General features: G+C 35.2%; 14 protein-coding genes. 4 read left to right on the forward strand and 10 right to left on the reverse strand.

What is annotated here, in order from left to right; translation table 11 throughout:
• Positions 1-90 precede the first annotated feature (90 nt).
• Positions 91-2,721 (reverse strand): cyanophycin synthetase, encoded by a 2,631-nt coding sequence (gene cphA, locus FNJ88_RS00305; RefSeq protein ID WP_143851175.1) that lies wholly within the window; start codon positions 2,719-2,721, stop codon positions 91-93.
• Between the two features lie 197 nt (positions 2,722-2,918).
• On the opposite strand from cphA, the gene FNJ88_RS00310 reads away from it, so the two are divergent.
• The 3 genes from FNJ88_RS00310 (at position 2,919) to FNJ88_RS00320 (ending at position 4,939) form a co-directional block, all read left to right on the forward strand.
• The gene (locus tag FNJ88_RS00310; RefSeq protein ID WP_143851176.1) at positions 2,919-3,806 is read left to right on the forward strand and encodes a cyanophycinase; all 888 of its coding nucleotides are present in this window, start codon (positions 2,919-2,921) and stop codon (positions 3,804-3,806) included.
• A 29-nt stretch (positions 3,807-3,835) separates the two neighbouring features.
• The gene (locus FNJ88_RS00315; protein WP_143851177.1) at positions 3,836-4,678 is read left to right on the forward strand and encodes an isoaspartyl peptidase/L-asparaginase; all 843 of its coding nucleotides are present in this window, start codon (positions 3,836-3,838) and stop codon (positions 4,676-4,678) included.
• 78 nt (positions 4,679-4,756) lie between these two features.
• Positions 4,757-4,939 carry a hypothetical protein gene (locus FNJ88_RS00320; RefSeq protein WP_143851178.1) on the forward strand — a complete coding sequence of 61 codons (183 nt, stop codon included), beginning with the start codon at positions 4,757-4,759 and terminating at the stop codon, positions 4,937-4,939.
• 70 nt (positions 4,940-5,009) lie between these two features.
• On the opposite strand, the gene FNJ88_RS00325 is transcribed toward FNJ88_RS00320, so the two are convergent.
• Entirely contained in the window at positions 5,010-6,032 is a 1,023-nt protein-coding gene (locus FNJ88_RS00325) for a 3-oxoacyl-ACP synthase III family protein (protein ID WP_143851179.1), read from the reverse strand.
• 89 nt (positions 6,033-6,121) lie between these two features.
• Here FNJ88_RS00325 and FNJ88_RS00330 point away from each other — a divergent pair, with 89 nt between their 5' ends.
• Positions 6,122-7,024 carry a CorA family divalent cation transporter gene (locus FNJ88_RS00330; RefSeq protein ID WP_143851180.1) on the forward strand — a complete coding sequence of 301 codons (903 nt, stop codon included), beginning with the start codon at positions 6,122-6,124 and terminating at the stop codon, positions 7,022-7,024.
• Between the two features lie 157 nt (positions 7,025-7,181).
• Here FNJ88_RS00330 and FNJ88_RS00335 read toward each other — a convergent pair whose 3' ends face one another.
• The 8 genes from FNJ88_RS00335 to FNJ88_RS00370 form a co-directional block, all read right to left on the reverse strand.
• Positions 7,182-9,911, reverse strand: a complete 2,730-nt coding sequence (locus FNJ88_RS00335) for a sodium-translocating pyrophosphatase (protein WP_143851181.1) — start codon at positions 9,909-9,911, stop codon at positions 7,182-7,184.
• A 160-nt stretch (positions 9,912-10,071) separates the two neighbouring features.
• Complete coding sequence (locus tag FNJ88_RS00340; protein WP_143851182.1) at positions 10,072-10,683, reverse strand: inorganic pyrophosphatase; 612 nt, start codon at positions 10,681-10,683, stop codon at positions 10,072-10,074.
• Positions 10,684-10,692: 9 nt separating this feature from the next.
• Complete coding sequence (locus FNJ88_RS00345; protein WP_143851183.1) at positions 10,693-11,220, reverse strand: hypothetical protein; 528 nt, start codon at positions 11,218-11,220, stop codon at positions 10,693-10,695.
• 78 nt (positions 11,221-11,298) lie between these two features.
• On the reverse strand, positions 11,299-12,063 hold the full coding sequence (locus FNJ88_RS00350) for a class I SAM-dependent methyltransferase (RefSeq protein WP_143851184.1): 765 nt from the start codon (positions 12,061-12,063) through the stop codon (positions 11,299-11,301).
• Positions 12,060-13,034, reverse strand: a complete 975-nt coding sequence (locus tag FNJ88_RS00355) for a polysaccharide deacetylase family protein (RefSeq protein ID WP_143851185.1) — start codon at positions 13,032-13,034, stop codon at positions 12,060-12,062. The genes FNJ88_RS00350 and FNJ88_RS00355 overlap by 4 nt, the downstream gene beginning before the upstream one ends.
• Entirely contained in the window at positions 13,031-13,912 is an 882-nt protein-coding gene (locus FNJ88_RS00360; protein WP_143851186.1) for a hypothetical protein, read from the reverse strand. Before FNJ88_RS00360 ends, FNJ88_RS00355 begins: the two co-directional genes overlap by 4 nt.
• Positions 13,909-14,586 carry a RadC family protein gene (gene radC, locus FNJ88_RS00365; RefSeq protein ID WP_143851187.1) on the reverse strand — a complete coding sequence of 226 codons (678 nt, stop codon included), beginning with the start codon at positions 14,584-14,586 and terminating at the stop codon, positions 13,909-13,911. Before radC ends, FNJ88_RS00360 begins: the two co-directional genes overlap by 4 nt.
• Positions 14,587-14,675: 89 nt before the next feature.
• Complete coding sequence (locus FNJ88_RS00370) at positions 14,676-15,341, reverse strand: ABC transporter ATP-binding protein (protein WP_143851188.1); 666 nt, start codon at positions 15,339-15,341, stop codon at positions 14,676-14,678.
• Between the last annotated feature and the right edge of the window lie 86 nt (positions 15,342-15,427).

Consider the following 15,427-nt stretch of genomic DNA (forward strand, 5'->3'; position numbering starts at 1 on the left):
AATGATTTCTAACTTTATATTTCATTCTTTTAAATAAAAAAACCTTCCAAATATATAAATTTGAAAGGCTTAAATGAATAGAAATGAAGATTAAGAAATACTACCTTCTTCCAATATTTCTCGATTCTGATATTCCTGAACCAAATCAATAGCATTGGCAACAACATCACTCAACGCTGTAATAAACGTTCCATCTTCTGCCATGCTCATTGCATGTTTCAATGCTTCAATTTCTTTAGGAATACATTCATAACTTACTGTACTATCAGATTCTTGAATTCCTGAAATGATCAAATCATTTATTTCCTCTTCTGTTCTACCACGTAAATGTTTTTCATTTCGGATGATGATATAATCAAACATACGACCTGCAATCTTTCCACATTCGCGAATATCTTCGTCTCTCCGATCTCCAACTCCAGAAATAATTCCTATTTTCTTGGTAGCTTCCACATTTTTCAGATAATCTTCGATCGCAGCATAACCTGCGGGATTGTGAGCAAAATCGATCAGCACCTGGAATTTCTTAAACTTAAATATATTTAATCTTCCTGGCGTAAGGGTCGCACTTGGTATAAAGGTTCTAAGAGAATTGGCAATGTCTTCAATTTGGAAACCATGAAGATAGGTCGCCAAAGATGCTGCCAAAACATTTGAAATCATAAATCTGGCTTTACCCTCCATGGTAATAGGAATATTAGTGGCTTTTGCAATCCGAATTTTCCAGTCGCCTTTTTTAATGGTTACAAATCCTTCTTCATAAACACAGGTAATTTTTCCTTCTTTTGCAAATTTCTTGATGTGAGGATTATTTTCATCTAAACTGAAAATGGCCACTTTAGCATCCAGATCATTAATAATTCTCATTGAATAATCATCATCCGCATTCAAAACGCACCATCCATCTTTTTTCACAGAATCCATTACCACTCTTTTAACTTTCGTCAAATCTTTAAGATTATGAATATCATTCATTCCTAAATGATCTTCCTTAATATTGGTAAGCACACCGATATCACAAGTACTGAAACCGAGTCCAGAGCGTAAAATTCCGCCCCGTGCTGTTTCTAAAACTGCAAATTCTACAGTGGGATCTTTTAAAATAAATTCTGCAGAAATAGGGCCTGTAGTATCGCCTTTGGTAAGCATGGTATTTTGAATGTAAATCCCATCGGAGGTTGTAAACCCTACCCTATATCCATTATTTTTTATAATCTGCGCGATTAATCTCGTCGTTGTTGTTTTACCATTTGTTCCGGTAACTGCAATAATTGGGATTTTTACGGGTTTACCTTGCGGATATAACATATCTACTATTGGTGCAGCAACATTACGAGGTAATCCTTCACTTGGTGCTAAATGCATTCTAAAACCTGGAGCAGCATTCACTTCTAATATTGCACCGCCACTTTCCTTAAGGGGTTGCGTAAGATTTTCTGCCATGATATCGATACCACAAACATCTAATCCTATAATACGGGAAACTCTCTCGGCCATAACAATATTCTCAGGATGCACCATATCAGTCACATCAATTGAAGTACCACCCGTTGAAAGATTTGCGGTCGACTTTAAATAGACAATCTCCCCATTTTTCGGAATTGATTCAAGAGTATAATTCAGCTTTTCAATAAGTTCATTGGTGTCTTTATCAACTAAAATTTCCGTTAACACTTTTTCGTGCCCATACCCTCTTCTCGGATCTAGATTTTCTTTGTCTATTAATTCTTGGATGGATAATGAGCCATCTCCAATTACATGTGCAGGAACTCGTCTCGCAGCGGCAATCATTTTATGATCGATAACTAAAATTCGGAAATCATATCCAGTTACATATTTTTCCACGATTACTTTCTGGGAGTATACCTGTGCATGCAAAAGTCCCACTTTGGCGGTTTCAAAATCATTTACATTAATAGAAGAACCTTTACCATGATTACCATCCAGAGGTTTTAGAACTAAAGGATAGCCAATCTTACGAACTACTCTTTCTAAACCTTCCTCATCCGAAACCAGGTCTCCATCCGGCACAGGAATAGCTGCTTCACTCAGCATTTTTTTAGTTAGTTCTTTATTACAAGCAATATCTACGGCAATAGAACTTGTCTTCCCGGTAATGGTAGCTTGAAATCGCTGTTGATTAACCCCATACCCCAACTGGACTAAGGAGTTTCTACCCAATCTGATCCAAGGAATTTTACGTGCTACTGCTTCCTGAACGATACTTCCAGTTGATGGTCCCAAACGTTCTTTTTCTCTTATCTCTCTTAAGTTTCTAACACATTCATCAATGTTATAATCTCTCCCTTCAATTAAGCAATGGGCAATCTCTACAGATTGCTCAGCAGCATAGACACCGGCATTTTCTTCCAAATAACTAAACACGACATTATAAACTCCCGGAGTTCTTGTTTCCCGAGTTCGCCCGAAACCTGTATCCATTCCGGCAACAGTTTGTATCTCCAGGGCAATGTGCTCAATAACATGACCCATCCAGGTACCCATATCTACCCTTTGGAAAAAACCACCTTCAACTCCTTCTGAACATCTATGGGTAATTAATGAAGGTATCAATTTCTGAAGTCGTTCGCGGAAACCCTCAATTTTGTTGGTTGGTAAATGCTCCACTTCTTCCAAATCCAAACGCATTTGAATAAGGTTTGGTCGTCTGATACTCCAAATATTGGGTCCGCGTAAAATTTGTATTTTCTCAATTTTCATATATAATTGCTGTCTTTTTTTATAAAATTAATTTATCTGAAAACCAAAGATAATAGAAAAGCTTTATAGTTACAGAAAAAATAATGAAAAAGAATAGAGGTTTATTGACTAACCATGCACTTAAGGTATAAAGTTGTTAAATATTTTAGTAACCAATTCATGAAACTACAGAGATTATTTTTCTAAATTTGCACCATATGGAAGCAGTAGGAAAATTAGTGATCATTGGGGGCGCAGTAAACAAAGGCAGCTTTTCGGAAACTGATTATGATCAAAATATAGAGAAAAACTTAAATTTCTTCGAACGTGGCATTTTAAGGAAGATTATTAACGAGTCCAGATTGAAAGAGGATTCTGTGATCGAAATTATTACTACAGCTTCACAGATCCCCCAAATTGTAGGTCCAGAATATAAAAAAGCATTTGAATTTTTAGGTGCTAAAAATGTCAATATTTTAGATATTCAAAATCGAGTTGAAGCAAACAGTGACGAAATTACTGCACGGGCAACCGCTGCGGATGTAGTGATGTTTACTGGTGGTGATCAGCTCCGGTTAACTTCTATTTTGGGCGGAAGTCGATTTCACGATATTATTTTAATGAAGTATTTAAAAGAAGATTTCATTTACGCAGGAACTTCTGCGGGTGCTGCAGCATCTTCTGAAAATATGATTTACCAAGGTTCAAGTGGTGAAGCCCTGCTTAAAGGAGAAATCAAAACAACCCAGGGTTTAGGTTTTATCGAAAATGTAATCGTTGACACGCACTTTGTTCAACGTGGGAGAATAGGCAGATTATTTCAAGCAGTGGTAAACAATCCCAGAACTTTAGGAATTGGACTGGGCGAAGATACGGGCCTTTTTATCTATAAAGATGTCATGACTGCTATTGGTTCTGGATTGGTAATATTGGTTGATGGTCGATTTATTAAAGACACCAATTTGACGATGATTGAGTTAGGAAAACCAATTTCTATCGATAATCTAGTGGTTCACGTTTTATCTCAAAATGATTATTACGATTTGAAAACTAAAGATCTTACCATTGTAAATTCCCAATATAGCCCTATTCCTCAAGAGAATTAATTTCTGAATTTTGAAAATTATTTAATAAAATGAAAATTATTATACACGGAGGATTTTTCTCCGAAAGCGATCAAAGTCACGAGGTAAAAGTTTCAAAACAGAATTCCCTACAAGCAATTGCTAAAAAATCTTTCGAATTTTTAAAAAATCATTCTGCCGTAGAGACTGTGGTTTATGCAGTGACTCTTTTAGAAGATGATGAATTATACAATGCTGGTACAGGCTCACAAATTCAAAGTGATGGCAAGATCCGAATGAGCGCTTCCTTAATGAATGGTGAAACACAAAAATTTTCAGGAGTTATAAATATTGAAAATGTAAAAAATCCCATTAATATTGCTCAGATTTTGATGAAGGAGGACGATCGCGTTCTGGGTGGAAACGGGGCAAAGAAATATGCTTCAGAAAACGGTTTTACAGAATTCTCTACTGAAATCCCACAACGTAGAAAAGAATATGAGGAGAAATTAAAAAACGGTGGAAAAGGAACAGTAGGTTGTGTAGCCCTTGACTCAAATGGAAAATTAGCAGCAGCTACTTCTACTGGAGGGAAAGGTTTCGAAATTGTAGGAAGAATCTCAGACTCTGCAACTGTTGCAGGAAATTATGCCAACGAATATTGTGCGGTAAGTTGTACCGGTGTTGGTGAAGATATTGTGAGTAATGCGACCGCTGCAAAAATTGTCGTACGAGTTACGGATGGTCTTCCATTAAAAGAAGCAGTAGAGAGAACATTTAAAGAACTTAAAGAAATCAATGGTTTTGCAGGTGCAATTGCAATCGATAAGCATGGGAATATTGCTCATCAGGATTCTCATCCAACAATGGTATTTACGAGTTTCGATGGTGAGAATTTCGATATTTTCAATTAAATTGAATTAAAAATAGAACTTAATTATAAAATTGCATCAATTTTGCAAGTGTAATCAATATCATTAAAATAAAAAATTATGAAAAGATTATTTGCAGTTGTAGTATTAGGTACATTGTGTTTCACGAGCTGTGCACAAAAAGAAGAGAAAAGAGAAGAATTTAAAGATGAACACAGCGTTGAACAAAAAAGAAATGCAGGCGTTGATTCTGCGGCATTTAATGATGAAAATCAGCGGCAAGATTCTCTTTCTGTAAAATAAATGAAAAAAAAATGCGTCTGCGGACGCATTTTTTATTTCTATAAAACTGTTTAGAATTACTAAAATATCGTTAGTATTCAAATAGAACAGATCCCCAAGTAAACCCACTTCCAAAGGCGGAAATAAGGACGAGGTCTCCTCTGCTGATTTTACCATTCTGTATAGCCTCACTTAGCGCAATCGGAATAGATGCTGCCGTTGTATTCCCGAACCGCTGAATATTATTATATATTTTTTCGTCTGGTAATCCAAAACGCTTCTGTACAAACTGTGCAATTCTTAAATTGGCCTGATGAGGAATAAACATATCCAGATCTTCAGGTATTTTCCCAGCCTTTTCAAGTGCTTCGATCATGGTTTCCGGAAATCTGGTTACCGCATGTTTGAAAACAAAATTACCATTCATCACTGGATAAATTTCCGCATCAGTTACCGCTTCCGGTTCTAACCTCATACGATCACTCCATCCAAATTTTGAACCTGGAAATTTAGTGCACAACTCTTCAGCATGTTTTCCTTCAGAATGCATATTTGTAGCTAGAATATCTCCTTTTTGGTCGTCTTCTGAAGCGGATAAAATAATTGCTCCGGCTCCATCTCCAAAAATAACAGATACTCCTCTACCAGCATCAGAAAAATCTAATCCAAAAGAATGCACTTCCGCACCAACAACCAAAATATTTTTATACTGGCCAGCCTTAATAAATGCATTTGCAACGCTCATTGCATAAACAAAACCTGAACATTGGTTCCGGACATCTAAAGCCCCAATCGTATCACAACCCAGCATTTCCTGCAATAACACTCCTGACCCTGGAAAGAAATAATCTGGCGATAGTGTTGCAAAAATAATAAAGTCGATATCTTTACCGGTCATATCAGCCATTTTCAACGCAGACTCTGCAGCTTTGAATCCAAGATAGGCCGTGGTTTCTTCTGAGTCATTCCGGTTTTTCCGGTGATGTCGTTCTTTTATACCCGTCCGTTCTGTAATCCACTCGTCATTAGTGGTCATCAATTTTGAAAGATCGTCGTTGGTTACTATATTTTCTGGAACATAATGTCCAATTCCTTTAATGAAACTTTTAATCATAAATTAAAATATTTTTGCAAAGATAAATTATATTTGACACATAGAATATTTTGGAAACTTGAAACCTAATTTTATCCTAAATTTGCGAGATGCCGTTAGAAATTTTATTTAAAAATGATTTTTGTGAATGGGTTGATGTAGAATCGCCTACCGAAGAAGATTTGAACTATCTACATAACAAATACAACATCAATGTTCTTTTGTTAGAAGATACCATAGATGCAAACCATTTACCTAAGTTCGAACAGGACGGAAATTTAAACTTCTTCCTGATGCGAGAAAATACGCAATTGGAAAGATCCAATCTCAACACTATCAGCGATATTTCAACCAAATTAGGAATTTTTTTGTTGGACAATGTGATTATAACGATTCACCGGATGAAAAATCGAAGTGTTTACGAACTCAAAAAAGAGATCCTTCTTCCAGTGAATAAAGATATCAGCAGGGATCGAATCGCTCTTAATTTGGCTTTGAAAGTGATGAAATCGTTTGATGATGAATCTAAAAATCTGATAGAAATAATGGATCAGATTGAGAGCGAAATATTTCTAAAAAACACGAATCACTCTAATCACATTAGAAGACTTTATCGTTTAAAAAGAAAATCAGGTTTAAATACAAGAATTCTCAATATTTCTACCGCATGGGTAGATAAATTTAAACTATTAGATCTAGATGAAATTGCGGTAACTGATCTAAAAGATAAGAGTAAAGATGCAATTGCGGATTTTGAACATTTGAATACTCAGGTTGCCAGTTTAATTTCGATGTTTCTCGCCATGAGTGATCAAAAGGCAAATCAGGTAATGAAAGTTCTCGCAATATATTCGATGTATTTCTTCCCGATTACTTTTATTGCGGGGATTTATGGGATGAACTTCGTTTTTATGCCTGAACTTAATTTGAAATATGGTTATTATATTACGCTCGGATTAATGGCCGGCATTACATTGATTACTTTTTTTTACGTGCGGAAAAAAGGTTGGTAACTCTTTAGATGTTAGATGTTAGATGTTAGATGTTAGATGTTAGATGTTAGATGAAATTTACGAATTCTAAAAAAGATTACATATGTTAAAGGTCACTTTTAAAAACAAAAAAAATCCCAACTTTTCAGCTGGGATTTATGATTTCTAAAAGAATTTTTTAAAAATTCAAAACACGAACATCAATTCTTCTGTTTTGTGCTTTACATTCATCAGTATCATTTGCTTCACAAACTGGAAACTGAGAACCATATCCTTCAGCTTCAACTCTGTCAGCAGCGATTCCCATTTCTAACAGTTTTAATTTAGCAGCTTGTGCACGAAGATTTGAAAGCTTTAAATTTCCCTGTTCACTTCCTGTATTATCGGTATAACCACCCAATTTCACTTTTGTATTTGGATAAGCATTTAAAATTTCAGCCAAATTGTTCAATTGCTCCTCAGAGCCTGGTTTCAAATCACTACTGCCAGTCTGGAAATAAAGGTTTTCAATAGTGAACCATTTATCTTTATTTAAAACATTCTGGTCTTCTAATTTTAATCCATTATACAAAGCAAACAACTGGCTATTTTCTCCAACTCCGATTGATTTGTTGCTCAATTTTATTTCTTGAATATTTCCAGTGTCATACACGAAATCACCATCTTCATTAAGCGTTCCTTTTACTACTACTGGAACAATAGCATTCTGGCCAGCTACGACAATAGGTGCAGCTGTTATTCCAACTAATTTTTGTAATGATTCTAATTTATCTTTTCGATTTTCTTCGATTTTATCTTTATGCATCACCGCTAAAGTCGGAGCAATTACTAAAGAAATTATCGACATTAATTTTATCAAAATATTCATCGATGGTCCAGAGGTATCTTTGAAAGGATCACCTACGGTATCTCCGGTAACTGATGCTTTGTGGGCTTCAGAACCTTTGTAATGCGTTTCACCATTGATTTCAACTCCTTGCTCAAAAGATTTTTTAGCGTTATCCCAAGCACCTCCGGCGTTATTTTGAAAGATTCCCATCAACACTCCAGAAACAGTAGCACCTGCTAAAAATCCTCCTAAAACTTCTGGTCCAAAAATGAATCCCATAATTAAAGGTGACACCAAAGCAATTGCTCCGGGAAGCATCATTTTTTTAAGCGATGCATCTGTAGAGATCGCTACACATTTCTCATATTCAGGAACTGCTTTTCCTTCTAAGATTCCAGGAATCTCCCGGAACTGACGACGAACTTCTTCTACCATCGCCATTGCAGCAGTACCTACCGCTCTAATCGCAAGAGATGAGAAGATGAATGGAATCATGGCTCCAACAAATAGTCCTGCCAAAACATCGGCTCTATAAATATCAATTCCATCAATACCTGCAATTCCTACGAAGGCAGCAAATAATGCCAACGCTGTTAAGGCAGCAGAAGCTATTGCAAATCCTTTTCCTGTAGCTGCTGTAGTATTTCCTACTGCATCAAGAACATCTGTTCTTTCTCGCACTTCTTTTGGTAATTCACTCATCTCTGCAATACCACCTGCGTTATCAGCAATCGGTCCGAAAGCATCAATCGCCAACTGCATTGCTGTAGTTGCCATCATTCCTGCGGCAGCAATTGCTACACCGTAAAGTCCTGCACAATAATAGGATCCATAAATACCACCTGCTAAAACAAGAATTGGTAACATGGTAGATTCCATCCCAACTGCGAGTCCGCCAATAATGTTGGTTGCGTGACCTGTAGAAGATTGTTTGATGATACTTTTAACCGGTTTTTTACCCATCGCGGTGTAATATTCTGTAATGATACTCATTAAAGTACCAACTACTAATCCTACGATGATTGCACCAAAAACTCCCATTTTTGTAAATTCATGACCTCTTAAAGTCATCGTTTCCGGCATTAAATAATTCACCAGGAAGTAAGAAGAAATCGCTGTTAAAACAATACTTCCCCAGTTTCCTAAGTTTAACGCATTCTGAACTGGAGCAATATCTAAACTTGTAGTTTCACCAATTTTCACAAACAAGGTTCCGATCATTGAATAGATAATCCCTGTTCCTGCAATTAACATTGGTAAAAGAATTGGAGCAAAACCTCCAAATGCATCGATAGATAAAGTCTCTCTACCCAAAACCATCGTTGCTAAAACTGTTGCAACATAAGAACCGAATAAATCGGCGCCCATTCCTGCAACATCTCCCACATTGTCTCCAACGTTATCAGCGATCGTCGCTGGGTTTCTAGGATCATCTTCTGGAATTCCAGCTTCAACTTTCCCAACTAGATCGGCACCAACATCGGCTGCTTTGGTATAAATACCTCCACCAACTCTAGCGAAAAGTGCAATAGATTCTGCACCTAAAGAGAATCCTGTAAGAATCTCAATGGTTCTTTCCATCTCATGAGAATCTACTCCCGCACCTGGCGCAAAAATTTGTTTAATGATGATGTACAAACCACCTAAACCTAAAACTGCTAAACCAGCGACCCCCATTCCCATTACGGAACCTCCAGTGAATGAAACTTTCAATGCTTTTGACAATGAAGTTTTTGCTGCTTCAGCTGTTCTTACGTTAGATTTGGTCGCAATCTTCATTCCGATAAATCCTGCAAGCGCAGAAAGAATTGCACCTAGAACGAATGCAATACCGATACTCCAGTGAGAATTGGCACTTGATCCACCCATTACAGCTAATAAAATTGCAACGACTATTACGAAATAACCCATTACTTTGTACTCCGCTTTTAAGAAAGCCATTGCTCCATCTGAAATATAACCGGCAATTTCCTTCATGCGGTCATTACCTGCATTTTGCTTACTCACCCAAGAGCTTTGAACAAAGGTGTAGATTAAGGCTATAATACCAAATATTGGTACTAAATAAAATAACTCCATAGACTACTTTTTAATGTTAATTTGTTAATGTTAATTTTATGTTAATAAAATTGATTACCGAAAGTACACTTTTTTTTTAAATTGTTGATGGTTTCTTAAAAAATAAAAATAGACAAATGCAAACATTTGTCTATTTAAAATTAATATATTATCAGAGGAATTACCCTCCAAATTTATTAGCATAATCTTTTTGCGAAGCTTGAATCACTTTTTTGGCATGTTCTGCTCCGTATACTTCATGAATGGTACACTTTGCAGGTTCATCTGGGAGATTCTTGTACGTTAAGAAATAGTGCATTAATCGCTTCACTTCAGCCTCAGGTAATTCTGTAATATCTCGGAAATGACCAAAAGCATGATCTCCTTTCATTACTGCAACAATTTTATCATCAGCTTCTCCTTTATCGATCATTTTGAAACCACCGATTGGCAAAGCTTCCATCAACATACCACCAGAGTGAATGTTGTGAGAACTCAATACACAAATATCAAGAGGATCCAAATCCCCCATATCTACATTTTGCGCCCCACTTTCAACTGCTAATTTCAAAACTTCGTCATGACAATATGTTCTAGGAATAAATCCATATAATGCAGGAATAATATTAGAAAACTGTTGTGGACGGTCAACTTTCAGGTAACCACTTTGCTTATCGATTTCATATTTGATAGTGTCACTAGGCACAATTTCTACAAATACATTTACAACATTTGGCGATTCATCCCCAACAGGGATTCCATGCCATGGGTGTGCTTTAAAATTAGGTATCATTTTTATTTTTTAATTTACAATTAAATTTTCTTTTCTAAGGTCTTCAATACATGACGAAATATAATCGTCTTCGTTCATATAATTCATTAAAAAAACAGTTTTAAAATCCTGTAAAGTACTTTCGCTACTTAGATTTTCGTATGTTTTATGCATTAAATGCACTACGTTATTTTTACTGTTAACCACTTTGTTCCAGGAATTCTTCGTGAGGTATAATTGTTGGGAGGCATTGTAATCAAATTCTTCATTAATAGTCTTTTCTACTAAAAAAAGATATTCATGTGCTGCAAGACTGCCATCAAATTTTGTAACCAGATTCGCGGGTTTTAAACGTTCTAAAAAAAGAGTAATTCTTTCATATGCTTGTACGCGGTGCTCAGATTGTCCTTTTATCGTCAATAATTTTATTTCATTTTCTTTCAGCTTGATGTAAGTAAACACAAACTGTCTTAGTAATATTAGAAAAGGAATTGCCAATAATACTGCAAAGAAATAAGGAAAATAGGCAGTGTTAAAAAAATTGTATATGATCGACATTACAGGATTTGAGGGTGCAAATTTACGGAAATTTTAATTCAACACCTTACACATATTGCAAATTTGATATGCAATATTTTATTTTCGGCTTACTTTATAAATAATTTCACGTTTCCCATTCCCTAAAGACATTTTAATCTTTTCTTCTTCACTGAAATTCATCCGATAATCAATCTTTTCAATAATCATTTTTTCATTCCCAATTCTGGCAGCAAAATCGTTTCCATAGAGTCGTTCCAGATCTTTCTCTCCATAGACATTAAGTCTTTCTCGCGGAGTTTTATATTTTTTATCTTCGATTGTTTTCTGAGAATTTAGATCCATTAATGAAAGTAAAAACAAATTACCATCTTTTCCCAACACCCGGTAAAGCTCGTGCAGTGCTTTATTTTCTGCAGAAACATGTCCTAATACATGCGAGCAGATGATAAAGTCAAACTTTTCGTTTTCGAATTCCAATCTGGTAATATCCATTTTATAGGTCGCAAGATTCGGATTGAGGTCTACATCAATATAATTTGGATTTTTCTTCAATCTATTTTTCAAAGGTTGTTCTGGTGCAAAATGAAGAACATTCGGAGTACCTTCAAAAATTGTAGTTTCATTTTTAAGATAAAGGTAGAGCAGACGGGTTCTTTCTAGAGAACCACAGTTGGCACAAACCGCATTCTCTCTGAGTTCCATACCATTTCCCTTCTCCAAAAACTTAGCAGAAGGCTTCTCACAACAAGGACAATAGAACTGATTACCTTTTAAAAACAAGGCTTTTATTTTCCTGATGTCAACATGAATTTGATTGCGTACTTTTTCAGGAACTACTTTCCTATAAAGCATTTTTATCATCGTCTGATTTTATTTTTATTTAAAAAAGCTTTTGCAAAGTAATACATATATTCGCCTTTAATTATTTGTTGAGCGGTTAAATGAGGATATTCCATCAAGATTCGATGAAAATGATTCGGAAAGTGATCCTTCTTCAGCCCCGCCGTTCCGAATGATTTTAAAATTTCCCCCTCAGAACACAACCACTCAAAAAATTGATTTTCAACCCGATCATCGCCATATGGAAAGCAGAAATATAAATCTTCTGCAAGAAGTTCATTTTTTAAAAAATTATTAACCTGCTGTACTTCTATTTTTTGATTTTTAAAAGCAAGTGTGCTGAAACGAGGGTGACTAAGACTATGGTTACCTATATTAAAACCCATTTTCTTCATCTCTTTTAATTCCGCCGTAGAAAGATATGGCCTTTGCTCCATTAAATAATCACTGAAATTGATTTGCAACAAAGCAGCAAGTTCATCAACTTTTTTCTCTTCTAATATTTTTTTTACTTTACCTTCAAGATCGATTTCTTCACACTTCATATATTCTGAAGCTACTCTTAGATTTGATTCCGAGTGATTAAGTTGGTGTAGAATAAGGCTTATTTTGTGTCTTATAAACATTTTTTTGTTATCAATGAAATCCAAATTGATAAAAAAAGTGGCGTGTATTTTTCGTTCATTCAATAATTTTGCAACAAGCGAAAAGTTTTCACTTAAACCATCATCAAAAGATAAATGGAATGCTTTTTTCGAATCGCCGAAATCATGTAAATCAATACTTTCAAAATTTCCCTGAAAAAAATCAAGGTCTTTTATGAACATTTCCTGATCTCGGTAATATCCTAATTCTGAAAAATGAGGTGCTGGCAAATCACTGACCGTATGGTAAAAGGGCAGAATCATTTTCTGACCAGACTGGCGCAAAAATTGGTCAAGAGGAATTATTTTAGTGAGCCAACTTACATTATTATAAAACTGTACACTCATAGGTTCAGGAAATTTTTAATGAGAGTTTTCTTTGTATTTTCAATGACTGCAAATTCTTGTAATTTCGCACCAAAACTTTTGAAAAACAGTTCTATTCCACGAATATTCCCACCCATAAAATCAAAGTCTTTCTCCGCGATATGATCTTGCAAAATTTGATCGACTAACATCGATGCACCATTAAATTCCTGAAGTGACTTGTCATTAATCAATGCCATAAGAATCATTTGATCATTATGATGTGCAACAACCGCCAAACTCGCTGTTTTGCTTTGATAGGAACTTTCATAAACATTAAGTGAATTTTTGTATTCAAGAAATTCCATAAAATCGATAAAACCATTCAAATCTGTGGTTTTTTGCAATCCTTTGAAATGTAATTTTATAAAATCTGTTCGATTATCATCATTTGATAAAACGCGGTAATCCAACAACTTTATACTTTTAGGGAGAACTGCTTTTCTACCTTTCATGTAATTTCTTTTTAGTTCAGAATAGTCGCGTTTAGGAATAATATAATTCTTTTTACACAAGACTTCTATATCGAAAGAATTTTTATAATTGAATGGATAGGATATTATAAGATAATTCCGACTGAGATAATCGTAGAAAGCAGTATTAATTTGTTTATTGTCGTCTTTACTAAATACTCCTAATTGTTGACAAAAAATAGGTGCTACTACAAAAGTAATCTTCCATTTGTTCTTAACCGGTACCGGCATAACTGCTTCGTAATCTCTATATACCAAAAGTTCCCACCCTTCACATAGAAAATCCAGGATTTCTTTTTGAACATAAAAATTGCGCTGACAAGAATTCTCTAGACAATGTTGGTATTTCTCAAAATCAATTTCATGATATCTAAGTCGTTTAATCATAGTAACCCTTCATCTGCAAAACTTAAATAAGAATTCTGAGCAATTATTAGATGGTCTAACAATTGGATATTCAAAATTTTTCCTGCTTCTGCAATCTGCTTGGTAATTTTTAAATCTTCAGAACTTGGTTTTAGGTTCCCGGACGGATGATTATGAGCTATAATAATTCCAGTTGAAAAATGTTCCAAAGCCGTTTTAAAAAGTATTCTTACATCGACCACCGATTGATTAATGCCACCAGAAGATAATTTGCTTTTTCCTAAAACCCGGTTATTTTGATTGAGATAGATCGCCCAAAATTCTTCAGTATGGAGATCACTCAAAAATGGTAAAAGAACTTTATAACTTTCGCAGCTACTGCTCACCTGTACTTTTTCGGGTACTTCTTGTGAGGCTCGTCTTCTTCCAATCTCTAAAGCTGTTGCAATTGAAATCGCTTTTGCCTCGCCAATTCCTTTAAATTTCATTAGATCAGAAATCTGCATTAGAGACAGGTTATGCCAGTTATTTGAAACAGAATGTAGTATTTTTCTTCCCAACTCGACTGCAGAATCCTCTCTATTCCCGCTTCCCATAATAATTGCCAATAATTCAGCATCAGATAAAGCATTCTTACCTTTTAGTAAAAATTTTTCTCTGGGTCGGTCGTCTTCAGCAAGGAATTTAATAGACATGGTTTGAATGATGAAAAATTAATAATTAGTAATTAAAAATTGAGATCTACTAATTTAATAAAATTCGTATTGCTAATCGTTCATAGATTTTAAATAATTTGTCCATCCTTCATCACAAGCTTACGATCTGTCGTATCTGCAAGATGCGTGTTGTGGGTAACAATAACGAAAGTTTGATGATATTTATCTCTTAAATCAAAAAAAAGTTGGTGCAGATCATCTGCATTTTTTGAATCTAAATTCCCTGTGGGTTCATCGGCAAAAATAATTTTTGGAGAGTTGATTAATGCTCTTGCAACAGCCGTTCTTTGGGCTTCACCACCCGACATTTCATTAGGTTTATGATGAATTCGATGTGCAATATTTAAATCTTCAAAAAGAGAATATGCTTTATCCAAAGATTCTTTTTCATTTTTTCCAGCAATTTTGGTTGGTAAAAGAACATTTTCCAAAGCTGAAAATTCAGGTAAAAGTTGATGAAACTGAAATACAAATCCAATATTTTCATTTCGGAACCGCGACAATTGTCGGTCGCTCATGTTGACAAAGGACTGGCCGGCCAATTCGAGTGTGGTGTTAAATTTATTGGGATTGCTAGGTTTATCAAGTGTTCCCAGGATTTGCAGTAAAGTCGATTTACCAGCGCCGGATTCGCCGACGATAGAGATCACTTCTCCTTCCTGAATGTGGATATCCACTCCTTTCAACACTTCTAAATTGCCGTAGAATTTATGAATATTAGTCGCTTTAATCATGGTTTCAAAAATAGTGAATTGATTTTGATATCTAGTTAATTTTTACGAGTTTTTGCGCAAGGGCGAAGTGCATTGTTGGAGTTCCT

Origin of the sequence: Chryseobacterium sp. SNU WT5, from assembly GCF_007362475.1 — a bacterium.
Lineage (GTDB): Bacteria > Bacteroidota > Bacteroidia > Flavobacteriales > Weeksellaceae > Kaistella.

What these genes read in the sequence shown, in the direction of transcription:
- cphA (WP_143851175.1), bottom strand. Translation starts at nt 2,721, where the DNA reads ATGAAAATTGAGAAAATACAAATTTTACGCGGACCCAATATTTGGAGT.
- FNJ88_RS00310 (WP_143851176.1), top strand. Translation starts at nt 2,919, where the DNA reads ATGGAAGCAGTAGGAAAATTAGTGATCATTGGGGGCGCAGTAAACAAA.
- FNJ88_RS00315 (WP_143851177.1), top strand. Translation starts at nt 3,836, where the DNA reads ATGAAAATTATTATACACGGAGGATTTTTCTCCGAAAGCGATCAAAGT.
- FNJ88_RS00320 (WP_143851178.1), top strand. Translation starts at nt 4,757, where the DNA reads ATGAAAAGATTATTTGCAGTTGTAGTATTAGGTACATTGTGTTTCACG.
- FNJ88_RS00325 (WP_143851179.1), bottom strand. Translation starts at nt 6,032, where the DNA reads ATGATTAAAAGTTTCATTAAAGGAATTGGACATTATGTTCCAGAAAAT.
- FNJ88_RS00330 (WP_143851180.1), top strand. Translation starts at nt 6,122, where the DNA reads ATGCCGTTAGAAATTTTATTTAAAAATGATTTTTGTGAATGGGTTGAT.
- FNJ88_RS00335 (WP_143851181.1), bottom strand. Translation starts at nt 9,911, where the DNA reads ATGGAGTTATTTTATTTAGTACCAATATTTGGTATTATAGCCTTAATC.
- FNJ88_RS00340 (WP_143851182.1), bottom strand. Translation starts at nt 10,683, where the DNA reads ATGATACCTAATTTTAAAGCACACCCATGGCATGGAATCCCTGTTGGG.
- FNJ88_RS00345 (WP_143851183.1), bottom strand. Translation starts at nt 11,220, where the DNA reads ATGTCGATCATATACAATTTTTTTAACACTGCCTATTTTCCTTATTTC.
- FNJ88_RS00350 (WP_143851184.1), bottom strand. Translation starts at nt 12,063, where the DNA reads ATGATAAAAATGCTTTATAGGAAAGTAGTTCCTGAAAAAGTACGCAAT.
- FNJ88_RS00355 (WP_143851185.1), bottom strand. Translation starts at nt 13,034, where the DNA reads ATGAGTGTACAGTTTTATAATAATGTAAGTTGGCTCACTAAAATAATT.
- FNJ88_RS00360 (WP_143851186.1), bottom strand. Translation starts at nt 13,912, where the DNA reads ATGATTAAACGACTTAGATATCATGAAATTGATTTTGAGAAATACCAA.
- radC (WP_143851187.1), bottom strand. Translation starts at nt 14,586, where the DNA reads ATGTCTATTAAATTCCTTGCTGAAGACGACCGACCCAGAGAAAAATTT.
- FNJ88_RS00370 (WP_143851188.1), bottom strand. Translation starts at nt 15,341, where the DNA reads ATGATTAAAGCGACTAATATTCATAAATTCTACGGCAATTTAGAAGTG.